Raw genomic sequence first — 16,310 nt, 5'->3', positions numbered from 1 at the left:
CCCTGGTATTTCACCTGAGGGGTGCTCAGGAGCTTTGCCCGGCTACGAGTTGACCTGCGTCGTGACCAGGTTGGAGAAGGTCGTCAGCCGGGTGTATATACCCGGGTAACCGGCCTGGGCGCAGCCCTCGCCCCAGGAAGTGATGCCTGCCAGGACGCCCCCGATGAGCAGGGGGCCGCCGCTGTCGCCCTGGCAGGTGTCCACGCCGCCGGAGGTCTTTCCGGCGCACACCATGTCGCTCTGCACGAAGTCGGAGCCGTAGGAGCTCGCGCAACTGGAGTCGGACACGGTCGGTACGGTCGCGGTGCGCAGCTGGTTGGAGGCGCTGCCGCCGGAGGAGGTGGTGCCCCAGCCGAGGATGCGGGCGGTGGTGCCGGCCGCGTACACCGAAGTCTGCGAGGAGGAGACGAACTTCGCCGGCGTGTACGGCATCGACGTCGACAGTGTCAGCACGGCCACGTCGTCGCCGTTGGTGACGTCGGTGTAGCTCGGGTGGATCCAGATCTTGCTGACTCTGCTGACCGTGCCGTTGGTGCCGTTGCGGTAGGTGCGGCCGCCGACGACGCGCACGCTGCTGGTGGTCTCGCCGACCATGCAGTGGGCGGCGGTGACGACCTTGGTGGGCGAGACCAGCGTGCCGCCGCAGAACTGGCTCTGTGAGGCATCCGTGATCTGCATGACGAACGGGTACGCGGTCGTCGTGGTCGTGGTACCGCCGACGATCGGCTGGGGCGCGGCGACGGCGGCGGGAGCGGCGAGCAGCGCGGTCGCGGCGGCGGCAGCGGTCGCGGTGGCGACGGCGGCGGCCTTCTTGGCACGGTCGAACCCGAACATGGGTCTCCTCGGGGAGTTGCCGGTGGGGGGTCGCGCGGGTGGGTGGTGCACGGTGACCCTGACGCCGTTGTTCGGATCTCCGTGTGCCCGGCGAGCGGCACGCGACAAAGCTAGAGCCCGGCAGGGCGGGCTCCCAATGAGGGAACCCCCTAAGGGAGTTGGGCAGGGAAAACCCTCGGTCGGGCCTCGTCGGCCCTGGTGGGCGCGGGTGGGGTCAGGTCGTGCGGCGGCCCGCCGCCAGCCGGACGATGTCCACCCGCGAACGGATCCCCAGCTTCCGGTAGACCCGGGTCAAGGTCGCCTCGACGGTCTTGACGCTGATGAACAGACGGGCCGCGATCTCCCGGTTGGTCGCGCCCTCCATCACCAGTGAGGCGACCTGACGCTCCATCGACGCGAGACCCTCCAGCGCGTCGAGCGCGACGGGCGGGGCGACGGAGACCGGCTCCACCGCCGCGGGACCGGCAGCGGCGGCCGCGTCGACCTGCCGCAGCCAGGGCAGCGCCCGGCAGCGCCGGAACAGCCGGGCGGCCTCGTCGTACGACGCCGGTCCCGGCAGGGGAGTCCCGCCGGTGCGGACGAGACCCACGGTCCGGGTGCGCAGCCGGGCCAGTGCGAAGGCGGCCCGGGCCTCCTCCAGGCCGTAGCCCAGCCGGCCGAGCCGGTCCTGAACGGACGTCAGCCGGACCAGGGCGGCCTCGTGTTCGCCGCGTGCCGCCCGCACCAGCGCCTCGGCCCGGTCGAGGACGGCCAGCACGCTCTCCCGGCCCAGCCGCAGCGCGTGCACCCGCGCCGTGTCGATGACGTCCTGGGCCTCACCCGGTTCGCCGACGCGGACCAGGGCCTCGGCGAGGTCGCCGTGCCAGCGGCCGCGCGCCGGGTCCGTGATGCCGAGGCCCTGCTCCAGTTCCCGCACCCGGCGCAGCGAACGGACCGTGGCCGCCGGGTCCCCGGCCACCAACTGGGCGTAGCCCAGTGCCGCCAGGGCGCGGGACAGGTACATCTGGTCGCCGTCGACCTCGGCGTGGTCCGCCGCCTCACGGGCGAGGGCCAGCGCCCGGTCGACATCCCCGGCCGAGGCCTCCGCGAGGGAGGTCAGCATGGCGGAGGCGCCCTCGCCGATCCCCGAGTCGCGGGCGAGCCGCAGGCTCTCGCGGGCCAGGTCCAGGGCCCGGCCGCAGTGCCCGGAGCGCAGTTCCGTCTCGGCGAGGAAGCGCAGGAAGTGCACCTCGCTCTCGACCATGCCGCGTCTGCGCACCTCGCGCAGCAGGGCGGTGATGGTCGCCCGCGCCTCGGGCAGCTGGTCGCTCATGATCAGCCACCGGAACCGGGCCGAGCCTGCGCCGTTGTGGTGGCAGGCCACATACGGGTCCTGTGGTTCCTTCAGTGCCCGTTTGACGGTCGCCGGGGCGTCCGGGTGGCCCATCAGGGTCTCGGTGGAGGCCTGGAAGGACAGCGCCATCAGCTCGGTGCGCCGGTCCTTGCCGCGGGCGGCCAGCTCCGCCGCGTGCGCGGCCTCCTGCCGGGCCTCGGCGAAGTCGCCCTCCACGACCAGGCCGCGCCAGGCCAGCTGGTAGTGGACCAGGGCGAGCAGCCGCGGGTCGTCGCCCGCGTCGGCCAGGACCTGCGGGAAGACGGCGTCGACGTCACCGAGCGCCTGCCCGGCCGCCTCGATGACCACCATCCACGCCCGCACCCGCTCCGCCGGCACGGTGGCCCGGGTCAGCACGTCCCGGGCGATGTCCCGGGCGAGATCGGCCTCGCCGGCCGTGATCGCGTCCTCCGCGGCCTGGAGCCGCCGCTCGTCCGGGCCGGGCGTACTGTCCGCCGGGGTGTGCCGGGCCGCGAGCAGCCCGAGCGAGGCGGCCACCGACGGCGCCCCGCGGTCCCGGGCCAGCGCGGCGGCCTCGGCGAGCCGGGCCGCCACCTCCGGGTCGGTGCCCGTGGTCGCCAGGGCCAGGTGCCGGGCCCGCTCGATCGGGTCGGAGGCCGCCGTGGAAAGGGCGGCGTGCACGGCCCGCCGCTCCCGGGCCGGGGCCTCCGCGTACAGCGCGGCCGAGATCAGCGGGTGCGCGAACCGTACGGCGGGACCCTCGCCCTCGGTCGCCAGCAGCCCCAGCGCCGCGGCCTGGGCGGTCTCGGCCTCGGCGTGCTCCCGGCCGGCGGCGTGCAGCAGCGCCAGCGTGGGACGGGCACCGGCACTGGCCACGAGCAGGGTGCGGCGCGCCTCGTCGGACAGCATCTCCAGCCGGCTCAGCACCAGCGCCCGCAGCGAGGTGGGCACGGGCAGCGGCTCGCCGGGCCGGGGCCGGGTGGGGCTCTCGGCGAGGGCGCGGCCCAGCTCCAGCGCGAAGAGGGGGTTGCCGCCGCTGGTGCGGTGGATGTCGCGGATCGTGGAGCGGGACAGGGGGGTGTAGCCGCGGTGGTCGAGCAGGGCGGAGACCTGGGTACGGGACAGCGGGCCCAGCCGGACGGCGAGCGTGTCGGGCGGAGACGCGCGTAGATGGCGGTCGTACTCCTGGCCCTCGGTCCGCACCGCGCACAGCATCTGCACCGGCGTGTCGCCCAGCCGGCGGGCGGCGAAACCGAGCAGTTCGGCGCTGGCCGCGTCCAGCCACTGGAGATCGTCCGCGACGACCAGCACCGGGCCCTTGGCGGCGAGGGCGCGCAGCGCCGACAGCACGGCGAGGCGCAGCGCGAGCCCGTCGCGCTGGAGGGTGGACTCGCCGCGCCCGGTGAGCGCGGACTCCAGGGCGGTGCGCTGAGCGGCGGGCAGCGCGCCGGAGACCTCGTCCAGGACCAGGCCGAACAGGTCGGCCAGCGCCAGGAAGGGCAGGTGGGATTCGGACTCGGTGGCCGAGCAGCGCAACACGGTCCGGGCCGCACCGGCGTAATCCGCGGCCAGCGCCCGCAGGACCGTCGACTTTCCAATTCCCGCGGGGCCGTGGAGCAGCACACTGCCGCCTCGGCCGAGCTGCTCACGCGCCGACGTGAACAGGTCCTCCCGGCCGATGACCAGGTCGGGGCGGCTCCTGGGAGGCTCCTGGAAGTCCCGTGGCACGGTCACCGCTCCCCTCCGTGTGTCGTGTCCTGGCCAATATTAGGCAACAGCTCTTTGAATTTCGGAGGGACGGCGTGGTGAGGGAAATAACAACGCAGGTCCGCGCGCGAATTCATTGGGCTCCCTAATGCGGCGGAACACGACGGTGGCGCCCGGTCGGGAACCCGTCGGCATATCGAACGGGCAGGGGCAACGGAAAACATCACAAACCTACGGCAACCATCCCGCCCGGCGCGCCGCGACCACGGCCTCGCCCCGGGTCCGGGCCCGCAGCTTCCGCATGGCCGACCGCAGATACCCCTTGACGGTCTCGGGCGTCACGCCCAGCCGCTCGGCCGCGACCGCGTTCGTGGCCCCCGCGGCGACGCACGCCAGCACGTCCACCTCGCGCGGCGTGAGCCGGACCCGGTCCGAGGGGGTGGTATCGGCCGTCAGCAGGGCACAGGCGTCGAGCAGCTCGGCCCGCAGCCCGGGATCCGCGATCTTCGGGGCCAGCGCCCGCAGGGCCGCGTGCGCCTCCCGCACCTGCTCCCGTCCCGCGCCGGGCCGGCCCTCCGCGGCGAGCGTGCGGGCCTCCTCCCGCACGACCAGCGCCCGCTCCACGTCCCGCGCCGCCTCGACGGCCTCGTCCAGCATGCGCCCGCCCAGCGGCAGGGCCGTCCGCAGCGCCCCGTACAGCACCCCGCGCACCGAGTGCCGCACCACCACCGGCACGGCCAGCACCGAGCGCAGTCCCTCGACCGCCACCGGGGCGTCGTACTCGTGGCTGATCTGCCGCGACACCGAGTAGTCCGTCACCACGCACGGCCGGGCGAGCACCAGCGTCTTGCCGCCCAGCCCGTTCCCGGACGTCACCACCAGCGAACGCAGGGCGTGCGTCGCCGTGCCGCTCAGTTCGCTGATGCGCATCTGCCGCCCGGCCTCCATCAGGCCGCCGAAGGCGACCGGAAGGCCGGTGGCGCGCCGCAGACGGAGCAGCGCGTTCCGTATCTCGACCGCGTCGGACGCGTCTGCTGTCACCTGCTCGCCCCTTCACGACGGCTCCTGTGCGGGCGCACCCCCCGTTCGGGGGTAGTGAGACCTGCATCACGGATTACACGATGGCTCGGAGCCGCCCGGCAATGGTCCGGCACCAAGGAGGACGCATGACATCGGCGACGGAGGCGTTCCGCAGCGCGCGGGACTTCCTGCTGGAACACCGCGAGGACTACGGCACGGCCTACCAGGGCTTCCGCTGGCCCCGTCCCGACTGCTTCAACTGGGCGCTCGACTGGTTCGACGAGATCGCGCACGGCAACGCCCGCACCGCGCTGCACATCGTCGAGGAGGACGGCCACGAGACCCGGCTGTCCTTCGAGGAGATGTCCGTACGCTCCGACCGGTTCGCCAACTGGCTGCGCGCCCGGGGCGTGCGCGCCGAGGACCGGATCCTCGTGATGCTGGGCAACCAGGCCGAACTGTGGATCACCGCGCTCGCGGCGATGAAACTGCGCGCGGTGGTCATCCCGGCCACTCCGCTGCTCGGCCCCGCCGACCTGCGCGACCGCGTCGACCGCGGCCGGGTCCGGCACGTCATCGCGCGCTCCGAGGACACCGGCAAGTTCGCCGAGGTCCCCGGCGGCTACACCCGCATCGCGGCGGGAGCCCCGGGAGCCGTGCCCGAGGGCTGGCTGCCGCTGGAGGACGCCCACGGTGCCCCGGCCGACTTCACGCCCGACGCCCCGACCCGGGCCGACGACCCGCTGATGCTGTACTTCACCTCGGGCACCACCGCCCGGCCCAAACTCGTCGAGCACACCCACACCTCGTATCCGATCGGGCACCTGTCGACCATGTACTGGATCGGCCTCAAGCCCGGCGACGTGCATCTGAACATCTCCTCACCCGGCTGGGCCAAGCACGCCTGGTCCAACCTCTTCGCCCCCTGGAACGCCGAGGCGACCGTCTTCCTGCTCAACTACACGCGTTTCGACGCGGCCCGGCTCATGTCCGAGATGGACCGGGCCCAGGTCACCACCTTCTGCGCCCCGCCCACCGTCTGGCGCATGCTCATCCAGGCCGACCTGACGCAGCTGCGCACCCCGCCGCGCGAGGTCGTCGCCGCCGGTGAGCCGCTCAACCCGGAGGTCATCGAACAGGTCCGCCGGTCCTGGGGCGTCACCATCCGGGACGGCTTCGGCCAGACCGAGACGGCCGTGCAGGTCGCCAACAGCCCCGGCCAGCCGCTCAAGACCGGCTCGATGGGCCGGCCGAGCCCCGGCTACCGCGTCGAACTGCTGGACCCCGTCTCGGGCGCGCCGGGCGCGAGCGAGGGCGAGATCGCGCTCGACCTGTCGGACCGCCCCGTCGGCCTGATGACCGGCTACCACGGCGACGCGGACCGCACGGCGGAGGCGATGGCCGGCGGCTACTACCGCACGGGCGACATCGGCGCGCGGGACGCCGACGGCTACATCACCTACGTCGGCCGCGCGGACGACGTCTTCAAGGCGTCCGACTACAAGATCAGCCCCTTCGAGCTGGAGAGCGCGCTGCTGGAGCACGAGGCGGTGGCCGAGGCGGCCGTCGTGCCCGCGCCGGACGAGCTGCGGCTCGCGGTGCCGAAGGCGTACGTCGTCCTGGCCGCGGGCTGGGAGCCCGGCCCCGACACCGCGAAGGTGCTGTTCGAGCACTCCCGTGAGGCCCTGGCCCCCTACAAGCGCATCCGCCGCCTGGAGTTCGGGGAGCTGCCCAAGACCGTCTCGGGCAAGATCCGCCGCATCGAGCTGCGGGAGGCCACGGCGGCCGGCTCGGACGCCGAGTACCGCGAGGAGGACTTCCGGTGACCTCGTACAGTCATGGAACCAGCGAGACCGCTCTGCTCGGCGACACGGTCGGGGCCAACCTGGACCGGGCCGTGGCCGCCTGGCCGGACCGTGAGGCGCTGGTCGACGTGCCCTCCGGGCGGCGCTGGACGTACGCGCAGTTCGGCGCGGCCGTCGACGAGCTGGCCTCCGCCCTCCTCGCCTCCGGGGTCGCCAAGGGCGACCGGGTGGGCATCTGGGCGGTCAACTGTCCCGAGTGGGTCCTCGTCCAGTACGCCACCGCCCGCATCGGCGCGATCATGGTGAACATCAACCCGGCCTACCGCACCCACGAGGTCGAGTACGTCCTCAAGCAGGCCGGGATCTCCCTCCTGTTCGCCTCCCTCAGCCACAAGACGAGCGACTACCGGGCGATGGTCGACGAAGTGCGGGGCAGATGCGCCGACTTGCGCGAGGTCGTCTACATCGGCGATCCGAGCTGGGACGCGCTGCTCGGGCGGGGGACTCCCGGCGCCCGGATCACGGAGGACGGCCTGTCCTGCGACGACCCGATCAACATCCAGTACACGTCGGGCACGACGGGCTTCCCCAAGGGGGCCACCCTCTCCCACCACAACATCCTCAACAACGGCTACTTCGTGGGCGAGTTGATCGCCTACACCGAGCAGGACCGGATCTGCATCCCGGTGCCGTACTACCACTGCTTCGGCATGGTCATGGGCAACCTCGCCGCCACCTCGCACGGCGCCTGCATGGTGATCCCGGCCCCGTCCTTCGACCCGAAGGCCACGCTGGAGGCGGTCCAGCAGGAGCGCTGCACCTCGCTCTACGGCGTCCCGACCATGTTCATCGCGGAGCTGAACCTCCCCGGCTTCGCCTCGTACGACCTCTCCTCCCTGCGCACCGGCATCATGGCGGGCTCGCCCTGCCCGGTGGAGGTGATGAAGCGGGTGGTCGCCGAGATGCACATGCAGCAGGTCTCCATCTGCTACGGCATGACCGAGACCTCCCCGGTCTCCCTCCAGACCCGGATGGACGACGACCTGGAACACCGCACCGGCACGGTCGGCCGCGTGCTGCCGCACATCGAGGTGAAGATCGTCGACCCGGCGACGGGCGTGACCCGGCCACGCGGCACGGCGGGCGAGTTGTGCACCCGCGGCTACAGCGTGATGCTCGGCTACTGGAACGAGCCGGAGAAGACCGCCGAGGCCGTCGACGCGGGCCGCTGGATGCACACCGGCGACCTCGCGGTGATGCGCGAGGACGGCTACGTCGAGATCGTCGGCCGCATCAAGGACATGATCATCCGGGGCGGGGAGAACATCTACCCCCGCGAGATCGAGGAGTTCCTCTACGCCCACCCCAAGATCCAGGACGTCCAGGTCGTCGGCGTCCCGCACGACCGCTACGGCGAGGAGGTCCTCGCCTGCGTCATCCCCCACGACCCCGCCGACCCGCTCACCCTGGACGAACTGCGGACCTTCTGTCAGGGCCGCCTGGCCCACTACAAGATCCCGACCGGGCTTCAGCTCCTCGACTCCTTCCCGATGACGGTGTCCGGGAAGGTTCGCAAGGTGGAACTGCGGGAGAGGTTCGCGGGCGGGCAGAGATAGAAGAGCTCGGGGTCGCCGTCGTCGAGGCCGTGGACCAGACCGGTGGGTTGCCAGCCGGCCCTCAGGAGCAGGTGCTGCATGGGCTGGTTGGAGACGTTGGTCGAGGTGAACAGCTTGGGCGTGATGCACGTCGCTTCGACGGCCGTGAGAAGCCGTGTGGCCACTCCCTGCCGGCGTGCGGCGGGCGCGACCGTCAGCAGGGTGAGGAAGCCCTGCTCGAAGAAGGTGTACTCCAGCACGGCGTAGCCCACGGGCCCCGCGCGTCTTCGGCCAGCAGGGCCCGGCCCTGCTCGCACCAGCGCCGGATGCTCGCGCGGCGCGCCCGGTCTCCCGCCGCCGCGATCGGGTCGGTCCCGGTCAGTGCCGTGTGGTCCGGCGGCTCGGCGTGACGCACGACGAGCGTGCCGGGTTCGATGTCGCCCATGGGGCGCATCGTGGCAGCAGTGCGGGCCGGGCCGCGCGCGGATTACCGCGGCTCGGTCACAGCGGTGCGCGCATGCACACGCGGGGCCAGCGGTCGAGGCCGTGTTCGGCCTCCGTCGCGCGGATCTCGCGCAGGCCGGGGGTGAGCCCCGCCTCCGTGAGGGTGCGGAAGCCGAGACGGGCGTAATAGGGGGCGTTCCACGGAACCTCCGTGAAGGTGGTGAGCGTCAGGGCTGCCAGGCCCTCCTCGCGGGCGCGTTCGGCGGCGTACGTCAGGAGGGCCCTGCCCACGCCCCGGCGCGCGGCGCGCGGGTGGACCGAGACCTGCTCGATGTGCAGGGCGCCGTCCACGGGTTCGGCGACGAGGTACGCCACCGGGGCATCCCGCTCGTCCACGGCGACCCAGCATCGGCCCGCCCCGCGGAAGCGCTCCAGCACGTCGAGCGAGGGCGGTTCGTCGTCGGCGATCTCCGGCATGCAGAGGTCGCGGAAGGGGAGCCCGGCGGCACGCTCGATGTCCTGGAGGGCGGGGAGTTCGGCGGCGGTCGCGGAGCGGATACGCATGGGGTGAGTATGCGGCGCGGTGCACGCCGGGATCCTGTGGTTTCTCGGGCGACGTGGCGCCCAGGCCGTGCACTGGCCGGCAGCGGATGGACCGCGCTCACCGCCGCGCCCGGTCGGAGCGCGTGCGGGAAGGGGCGGCGGCGAACTGCTGCGGTGCGTCAGGGCGCCCGGTCCCCGGTGCCGGTGGCGTCCAGTGCGTCGGCCGGGGCGTTCACCGGCCGTGGGGTGCCGGTGAGGTCGAGGACGAACAGCGGGACGCCGAGGGCGTCGGCACGGGCCCGGGCGTCGTCCGCGTACCCGGCGAGGGTGAAGCACAGGCAGTCCGCCGACTCCGTCATGGCCGTCAGCCACAGGCATTCCACGTCCCGCAGGGTCGCGGGGCGCACGGCAGGGTCGACCAGCGCGACGACGCCGCGGGCGGCGAGGCCGATGCCGGACGGCGGCCGCTGGTCGGCCCGCCGGACACGCCGGTAGCCGAGCCGGCGCAAGTACAGCGCGGCGGCGGTGACGGCGTCGAGCGGGGTACGGATCGCGACGGAGCGGAAGGGCGGCCGGGCGGCAGCGGCACCGTCGGCGACGTCGGCACCGGCGTCCGCAGGGGCAGGGTCCCCCTCGGCGGCTGCGGCGTCGTGCGGCCCGGTCGCACCGCCCGGGACCGGCGCGCCGTCCCGGCCGTCGTCGGCGTCCGGGTCGACCGTGTCCCGGTCAGACCTGAAGCCGCCGTCAGCTGCCGTGTCCTGGCCCGTCCTGCCGCCCCGGCCGGCCACACCCCGCCCCTCCGTCACCGGCACCCGCAGTACCGTCCCGCACGGGCACCCCACCTCCGGCCGTGGCCACTCCCCGCGTCGGCCGCAGGACTCGCACCGTACGGTCACCCAGTCGTCCTGCCAGACGCGATGAGAGACGGGCGTCACCGTCCCGTCCGGGTCGAGCCGCGGGGCGACGGGCGCCCCGCACACGCACGGGTACGACGGGGCTGTGAAGCGGTGCTCCCGTCGGCAGGACGGGCAGCGCACCGGCACGCTCTTGGCCATGCCCACTCCAGTACGGCGTCACATCGGGTCGGCGCGTCCATCGTGCTTCAGCGAACCCGCGGCTGTCCGCCGCTTGCCCGTCTCTTGACGCCCTTCACCCGCCCCGCATACATTCATTCCAGATAGTAGAAGTTACTTTCCGCATTACGGAAGAGCTCACCGCGGGGCGCGACGGGAGTGCGAATCCGACAGTCGAAGCAGGAGTACTCGATGGCTCGAATGACCGCTGCCCGCGCGGCAGTTGAGATCCTCAAGCGTGAGGGCGTCACCGCCGCGTTCGGTGTCCCGGGCGCGGCGATCAACCCCTTCTACGCGGCGCTCAAGGCCTCCGGCGGCATCAACCACACCCTCGCCCGCCACGTGGAGGGCGCCTCGCACATGGCCGAGGGCTACACCCGCACCCACGCCGGCAACATCGGCGTCTGCATCGGCACCTCCGGCCCGGCCGGCACCGACATGATCACGGGCCTGTACTCCGCCACCGGCGACTCCATCCCGATCCTGTGCATCACCGGCCAGGCCCCGACCGCCGTGATCCACAAAGAGGACTTCCAGGCCGTCGACATCGCCTCGATCGCCAAGCCGGTCACCAAGATGGCCGTGACCGTGCTGGAGGCGGCGCAGGTCCCCGGCGTCTTCCAGCAGGCCTTCCACCTGATGCGCTCCGCCCGCCCCGGCCCGGTCCTGATCGACCTGCCGATCGACGTCCAGCTCACGGAGATCGAGTTCGACCCGGAGACGTACGAGCCGCTCCCGGTCTACAAGCCCGCCGCGACCCGAGCCCAGATCGAGAAGGCGATCGGGATGCTGAACGCCTCCGAGCGACCGCTGATCGTCGCGGGCGGCGGCGTCATCAACGCCGATGCCGCCGAACTGCTCGTGGAATTCGCCGAGTTGACAGGAATCCCGGTCGTCCCCACCCTCATGGGCTGGGGCGTCCTCCCCGACGACCACGAGCTGAACGCCGGCATGGTCGGCCTCCAGACCTCGCACCGCTACGGCAACGCGACCTTCCTGGAGTCCGACTTCGTCCTCGGCATCGGCAACCGCTGGGCCAACCGCCACACCGGCCGACTCGACGTCTACACCGCCGGACGGACGTTCGTGCACGTCGACATCGAGCCCACCCAGATCGGAAAGATCTTCGCGCCCGACTACGGCATCGCCTCCGACGCCAGGGCCGCGCTGGAGCTGTTCGTCGAGGTGGCGCGCGAACTGAAGACGGCCGGCAAGCTGCCCGACCGCTCCGCCTGGGCCGCCTCCGCGCAGGAGCGGAAGGCGACCCTCCAGCGCCGTACGCACTTCGACGACATCCCGATCAAGCCGCAGCGCGTCTACGAGGAGATGAACAAGGCCTTCGGCCCGGAGACCCGGTACGTCTCCACCATCGGCCTCTCGCAGATCGCCGGCGCCCAGATGCTGCACGTCTACCGGCCCCGCCACTGGATCAACTGCGGCCAGGCCGGCCCGCTCGGCTGGACCATCCCGGCCGCGCTCGGCGTCGCCAAGGCCGACCCGGAGGCGTCCGTCGTCGCGCTCTCCGGCGACTACGACTTCCAGTTCATGATCGAGGAACTGGCCGTCGGCGCGCAGCACAAGATCCCGTACGTCCACGTCCTCGTCAACAACTCCTACCTGGGCCTGATCCGCCAGGCGCAGCGGGCGTTCGACATCGACTTCCAGGTCAACCTGGAGTTCGAGAACATCAACGCGCCCGAGCTCGGCGTCTACGGCGTCGATCACGTCAAGGTCGCCGAGGGCCTCGGCTGCAAGGCGATCCGCGTCACCGACCCGGCCGGACTCGGCGCCGCGTTCGAGCAGGCCAAGAAGCTCGCCGCCGAGTACCGGGTCCCGGTCGTCGTCGAGGCGATCCTGGAACGCGTCACCAACATCTCCATGTCGACGACCAACGACATCGGCAACGTCGTGGAGTTCGAGGAGCTCGCCACCGAGCCCGGCCACGCACCGACGTCGATCAGGACGCTGAAGGTCTGACGCCCGCGCAGGCGAGGGGCGGCCCGTCCGGAAGGACGGACCGCCCCTCGCGCGTGCCCGGACCCGCGGTCACTCGCCGCCCCCGCCACCGCCCCCGCCGCAGTAGGAGTAACCCGCGCTGCCCCCGCCCGTACCGCGCGGTGAGTGCTTGAGGAGGGGCTTGCCGCCCACCTCGGCCCGTCGCATCAGCCCCGCCCGCAGGGCGAAGCGCGGCACCAGGAGCCGGAGGGCCGCCTCGCCGTGCAGGGCGACGGCCAGCAGGCGGTCGTGGTCCGTCAGACCGCGTCTGCTCGCGGGCAGCGGGTGATCGAGCCGTAGCTCACGAACATGGCGGCGGGCGGCGCGCGTGGGGCCGAGCAGCGGGTAGCGCAGCAGGCCCGCCTCGGCGAGCGGGATGCGCATCAGGGCCACCGCGAGCCGTATGTCCGGATTCTTGACCAACGTCCGCAGACCGGCCGGCCGGCGCAGGGCCCCGTGCACCGCCTCCGCCAAAGGGGACGGCGGCCGTTCCCCGGTCACGGCGTCCGCGATGCCCCTCCGCATCGTCCCCGGCCGGTCGGCCTCCACCAGGCCCCGCAGATACAGGTCCACCACGGCGACGGTGACGGCGGCCCGCGGGCCGTCCCCCAGCAGTGCGATCTCGTGCGGCTCCAGCGGGACCGCCGTACCGTCGCTCATGGCTTCACCCCCGTGCCGGGGCCCGCCGCCCCCGTGCCGGCGGGTCCCGTGTGACGAGAATGTGCCCGGCCCCGGGGGCGGTTGAAGCCCCCGGGGCCGGGTTCAGAGGTTCATTTGAGGGTTCCGTACGGGGTGTACGACCGGTGCCGTACGCGCGCCCACGTGGGCGCGGGGTGTCCTCACGCCTCGTGGTGCTCCGACAGTCCCGGCCAGTCGTCCGGGCCGCCGCCCTGCCACTCGACGAGGTCGCTCTCCTCGACGTCCGTGACGTAGAGGTCGGCCAGCCGCAGGATCTCCGCCACGTCATCGACGTGCGTGGCGATCCCCAGGGCCTCCTCGCCCAGGGTGACCCGGCGGGATCCGTCCAGGGCGGGGGCGTGGACCACGACATGCGGGTGCTCGGTTGGATGTGCCATGCCTTCAGGCTGCTGCGGCCGGGCCGGTTCCGCACCCTGAGGGAGGGACTGGCCGTCCGACGGCGCGAGGCTGGGCGCGACAGGACGTTCGCGCCGCCGGACGGGGTCGTGGGGGAGGGGATCGGGTATGAGGACCGCGGCGGGTGCGACGGAGTCCGGAACGGTCTTCCCTCAGGTCGACAAGCCCGTCCGGGTCCTTCACCACCGCACTGGCTCGCACGCCGCCGCGGTCCGCGCCCTGCCCGCGTCCGTTCCCGGGGCGACCACCCCTCATCCGGGTCGCCCCGGGCGGTCGGACGCGGTCAGGGAGCTCAGTCCTCGCGCAGGGCGCGGACCGCCTCCTCCACGCGCCGCCCGTACTCGGGATCGGCGGCGTGGAAGTGCGCGAGGTTCTTCTCGATCACGTCGTCGCGGGAGACCTGCGAGAGGCCGCCGGCGATGTTCGCGACCAGGCGGGACTTCTCCTCGGCGGACATCAGCCGGTACAGCTCGCCCGCCTGGAAGAAGTCGTCGTCCTTGGTGTGGAGGGGTGCCTCGTGGGTGCCCGTGTGGCCGGTCACCGCCAGCGGCGCCGACAGCGGGCGGCCGGTCTCCACCGGGCCGTCGTAGGAGTTGGGCTCGTAGTTCTTCGCGTACCGGCCCTGGGCGTTGGAGGCCATGAAGCCGTCCCGGCCGTAGTTCTGGGCGGTCGTGGCCCGGGGCGCGTTGACGGCCAGCTGCGTGTGGTTGACGCCCAGGCGGTAGCGGTGGGCGTCAGCGTAGGCGAACAGGCGGCCCTGGAGCATCTTGTCGGGCGAGGGCCCGATGCCCGGCACGAAGTTGTTCGGGGAGAACGCGGCCTGCTCGACCTCGGCGAAGACGTTGTCCGGGTTGCGGTCCAGCACCAGCCGGCCCACACGCCGGAGCGGGTAGTCCTGGTGCGGCCAGACCTTGGTCAGGTCGAACGGGTTGAAGCGGTAACCGTCCGCCTCGGCCGCCGGCATGATCTGGACGTAGAGGGTCCAGGACGGGTGCACACCACGCTCGATGGCCTGGAGCAGGTCCGTCTGGTGGGAGTTCGGGTCCTTGCCCGCGAGCTCGGCGGCCTGCTCGCTGCTCAGGCAGCGGATGCCCTGGTTGGTCTTGAAGTGGTACTTGACGAAGAAGGCCTCGCCCCGGCTGTTCGTCCACTGGTAGGTGTGCGAGCCGTAGCCGTTCATGTGCCGGTACGAGGCCGGGATGCCGCGGTCGCCCATCAGCCAGGTCACCTGGTGCGTGGCCTCGGGGGAGTGCGCCCAGAAGTCCCAGACGTTGTCCGGCTCCTGACGTCCCGTGAAGGGGTCGCGCTTCTGCGAGTGGATGAAGTCCGGGAACTTGATCGGGTCCTTGATGAAGAACACCGGGGTGTTGTTGCCGACGAGGTCGTAATTGCCCTCCGCCGTGTAGAACTTGACCGCGAAGCCGCGCGGGTCACGGACCGCGTCCGCGCCGCCGAGGCTGTCGGCCACCGTCGAGAAGCGCAGGAACACCTCGGTCCGCTTCCCGGTCTCGCTCAGGAAGTCGGCGTGGGTGAAGCCGGTGACGTCGTCGGTCACCTCGAAGTGGCCGTAGGCGCCGGAGCCCCGGGCGTGCACCACGCGCTCCGGGATGCGCTCGTGGTTGAAGCGCGCCAGCTTCTCCAGCAGATGCTGGTCCTGGAGCAGAAGCGGGCCGCCGACGCCGGCGGTGGCGGAGTTCTGGTTGTCGGCGACGGGGGCGCCGGACTCGGTGGTGAGCACGCGCTGCGACATCGTGACCTTCCGTACGAGAGGGCAGCGGAAAAATGTTTCCGCTTTGTGGAGCCTAGGGTCGGGGCGATCGGAGCGTCAACAGTTTGTTGAAGCGATGGGCATGGCTGGTCCGGGCGGCGCCGCCCCTTTGGGCGCGACAGGACAGGTGTCAGGGGCGACGCCGCCCGGGGACTGAGGGACCCCCCGGGGCGCGAGGGCCGAAAGGGTCAGATCCGGGTGCCGGAGAGCCGCTCCACGGCCCGCAGCAGCGCCGAGTGGTCCAGGCCGCCGTCGCCCTGCGCGCGCAGGGACGCGACCAGCTGGGCGACCACGGCGCCGACGGGCAGGGCCGCGCCGACGTTGCGGGCGGCGTCGGTGACGATGCCCATGTCCTTGTGGTGCAGGTCGATCCGGAAGCCCGGCTTGAAGTCCCGGCCCAGGAAGTTGTCCTTCTTGCGGGCCAGCACGGTCGAGCCGGCCAGGCCGCCGCCCAGGACGTCCAGGGCCGCCTTCAGGTCCACGCCCGACTTCTCCAGGAAGACCACGGCCTCGGCGCACGCCTGGATGTTCACGGCGACGATCAGCTGGTTCGCGGCCTTCACGGTCTGGCCCGAGCCGTGCGGGCCGCACAGCACGATGGTCTTGCCGAGCGCCTCGAAGACCGGCTTGGCCTGGTCGAAGTCGGCCTGCTCGCCGCCGACCATGATGGACAGCACGGCCTCGATCGCACCGGCCTCACCGCCGGACACGGGGGCGTCCAGGACGCGGATCCCCTTGTCCTTCGCCGCCTTCGCCAGGTCGACCGAGGTCTGCGGGGTGATCGAGGACATGTCGATCAGCAGGGCGCCGGACCTCGCGTTCTCCAGGATGCCGTCCGGACCGTAGGCGATGGCCTCGACCTGCGGGGAGGCCGGCACCATCGTGATGACGACGTCGGCGTCCCGTACGGCCTCGGCGATGGAGGCCGCGGCCGTGCCGCCGACCGCGGCGAGCCGGTCGAGCTTGTCCTGCTCGAGGGTGTAGCCGGTGACCTGGTAGCCCGCCTTGATCAGGTTCTCGGACATGGGGGAGCCCATGATGCCGAGACCGATCCAGGCGACCTTGGGAAGTGCGTTGCTCATGATGGGGTGCCTTTCG

13 protein-coding genes are annotated in these 16,310 nt (G+C 72.3%); 3 read left to right on the top strand and 10 right to left on the bottom strand.

Annotated elements, in window-relative coordinates; translation table 11 throughout:
- Positions 1-42 precede the first annotated feature (42 nt).
- The 3 genes from GTY47_RS04690 to GTY47_RS04680 all read right to left on the bottom strand — a co-directional run bounded on the left by GTY47_RS04690 (position 43) and on the right by GTY47_RS04680 (position 4,915).
- Positions 43-834 (bottom strand): serine protease, encoded by a 792-nt coding sequence (locus GTY47_RS04690; RefSeq protein ID WP_010039119.1) that lies wholly within the window; start codon positions 832-834, stop codon positions 43-45.
- A 214-nt stretch (positions 835-1,048) separates the two neighbouring features.
- A complete protein-coding gene (locus tag GTY47_RS04685; protein WP_010039117.1) occupies positions 1,049-3,901 on the bottom strand; it encodes a LuxR family transcriptional regulator in 2,853 nt (950 codons plus the stop codon).
- A 204-nt stretch (positions 3,902-4,105) separates the two neighbouring features.
- Positions 4,106-4,915: a helix-turn-helix transcriptional regulator gene (locus tag GTY47_RS04680; RefSeq protein WP_010039115.1), complete on the bottom strand. Its 810-nt coding sequence runs from the start codon at positions 4,913-4,915 to the stop codon at positions 4,106-4,108.
- 125 nt (positions 4,916-5,040) lie between these two features.
- Between GTY47_RS04680 and GTY47_RS04675 the strand changes: the two genes are divergently transcribed.
- Positions 5,041-6,720, top strand: a complete 1,680-nt coding sequence (locus GTY47_RS04675; protein ID WP_010039114.1) for an AMP-binding protein — start codon at positions 5,041-5,043, stop codon at positions 6,718-6,720.
- Positions 6,717-8,315 carry an AMP-binding protein gene (locus GTY47_RS04670; protein WP_010039113.1) on the top strand — a complete coding sequence of 533 codons (1,599 nt, stop codon included), beginning with the start codon at positions 6,717-6,719 and terminating at the stop codon, positions 8,313-8,315. Before GTY47_RS04675 ends, GTY47_RS04670 begins: the two co-directional genes overlap by 4 nt.
- Here GTY47_RS04670 and GTY47_RS40655 read toward each other — a convergent pair.
- The 3 genes from GTY47_RS40655 to GTY47_RS04655 all read right to left on the bottom strand — a co-directional run bounded on the left by GTY47_RS40655 (position 8,228) and on the right by GTY47_RS04655 (position 10,336).
- Entirely contained in the window at positions 8,228-8,566 is a 339-nt protein-coding gene (locus GTY47_RS40655; RefSeq protein WP_010039112.1) for a GNAT family N-acetyltransferase, read from the bottom strand. The genes GTY47_RS04670 and GTY47_RS40655 overlap by 88 nt on opposite strands.
- A 229-nt stretch (positions 8,567-8,795) precedes the next feature.
- Positions 8,796-9,302, bottom strand: coding sequence for a GNAT family N-acetyltransferase (locus GTY47_RS04660; RefSeq protein ID WP_010039111.1), 507 nt, complete (start codon positions 9,300-9,302; stop codon positions 8,796-8,798).
- Between the two features lie 158 nt (positions 9,303-9,460).
- Complete coding sequence (locus GTY47_RS04655; RefSeq protein WP_029181124.1) at positions 9,461-10,336, bottom strand: hypothetical protein; 876 nt, start codon at positions 10,334-10,336, stop codon at positions 9,461-9,463.
- A 210-nt stretch (positions 10,337-10,546) separates the two neighbouring features.
- Between GTY47_RS04655 and gcl the strand changes: the two genes are divergently transcribed.
- Positions 10,547-12,331: a glyoxylate carboligase gene (gene gcl, locus GTY47_RS04650; protein ID WP_010039109.1), complete on the top strand. Its 1,785-nt coding sequence runs from the start codon at positions 10,547-10,549 to the stop codon at positions 12,329-12,331.
- Between the two features lie 69 nt (positions 12,332-12,400).
- Here gcl and GTY47_RS04645 read toward each other — a convergent pair whose 3' ends face one another.
- The 4 genes from GTY47_RS04645 to GTY47_RS04630 all read right to left on the bottom strand — a co-directional run bounded on the left by GTY47_RS04645 (position 12,401) and on the right by GTY47_RS04630 (position 16,294).
- Positions 12,401-13,009 (bottom strand): TIGR04222 domain-containing membrane protein, encoded by a 609-nt coding sequence (locus tag GTY47_RS04645; protein ID WP_010039106.1) that lies wholly within the window; start codon positions 13,007-13,009, stop codon positions 12,401-12,403.
- Between the two features lie 179 nt (positions 13,010-13,188).
- Positions 13,189-13,425, bottom strand: a complete 237-nt coding sequence (locus GTY47_RS04640) for a hypothetical protein (RefSeq protein ID WP_029181123.1) — start codon at positions 13,423-13,425, stop codon at positions 13,189-13,191.
- A 311-nt stretch (positions 13,426-13,736) separates the two neighbouring features.
- Positions 13,737-15,194 carry a catalase gene (locus GTY47_RS04635; RefSeq protein WP_010039103.1) on the bottom strand — a complete coding sequence of 486 codons (1,458 nt, stop codon included), beginning with the start codon at positions 15,192-15,194 and terminating at the stop codon, positions 13,737-13,739.
- Positions 15,195-15,400: 206 nt separating this feature from the next.
- Positions 15,401-16,294 carry a 2-hydroxy-3-oxopropionate reductase gene (locus GTY47_RS04630; RefSeq protein WP_010039101.1) on the bottom strand — a complete coding sequence of 298 codons (894 nt, stop codon included), beginning with the start codon at positions 16,292-16,294 and terminating at the stop codon, positions 15,401-15,403.
- Between the last annotated feature and the right edge of the window lie 16 nt (positions 16,295-16,310).

Source organism: Streptomyces sp. SID5464, from assembly GCF_009862985.1.
GTDB classification, from domain to species: domain Bacteria; phylum Actinomycetota; class Actinomycetes; order Streptomycetales; family Streptomycetaceae; genus Streptomyces; species Streptomyces chartreusis_D.
The sequence above is the reverse complement of the archived record's forward strand: the minus strand, read 5'-3'. Positions and strand labels throughout refer to the sequence as shown.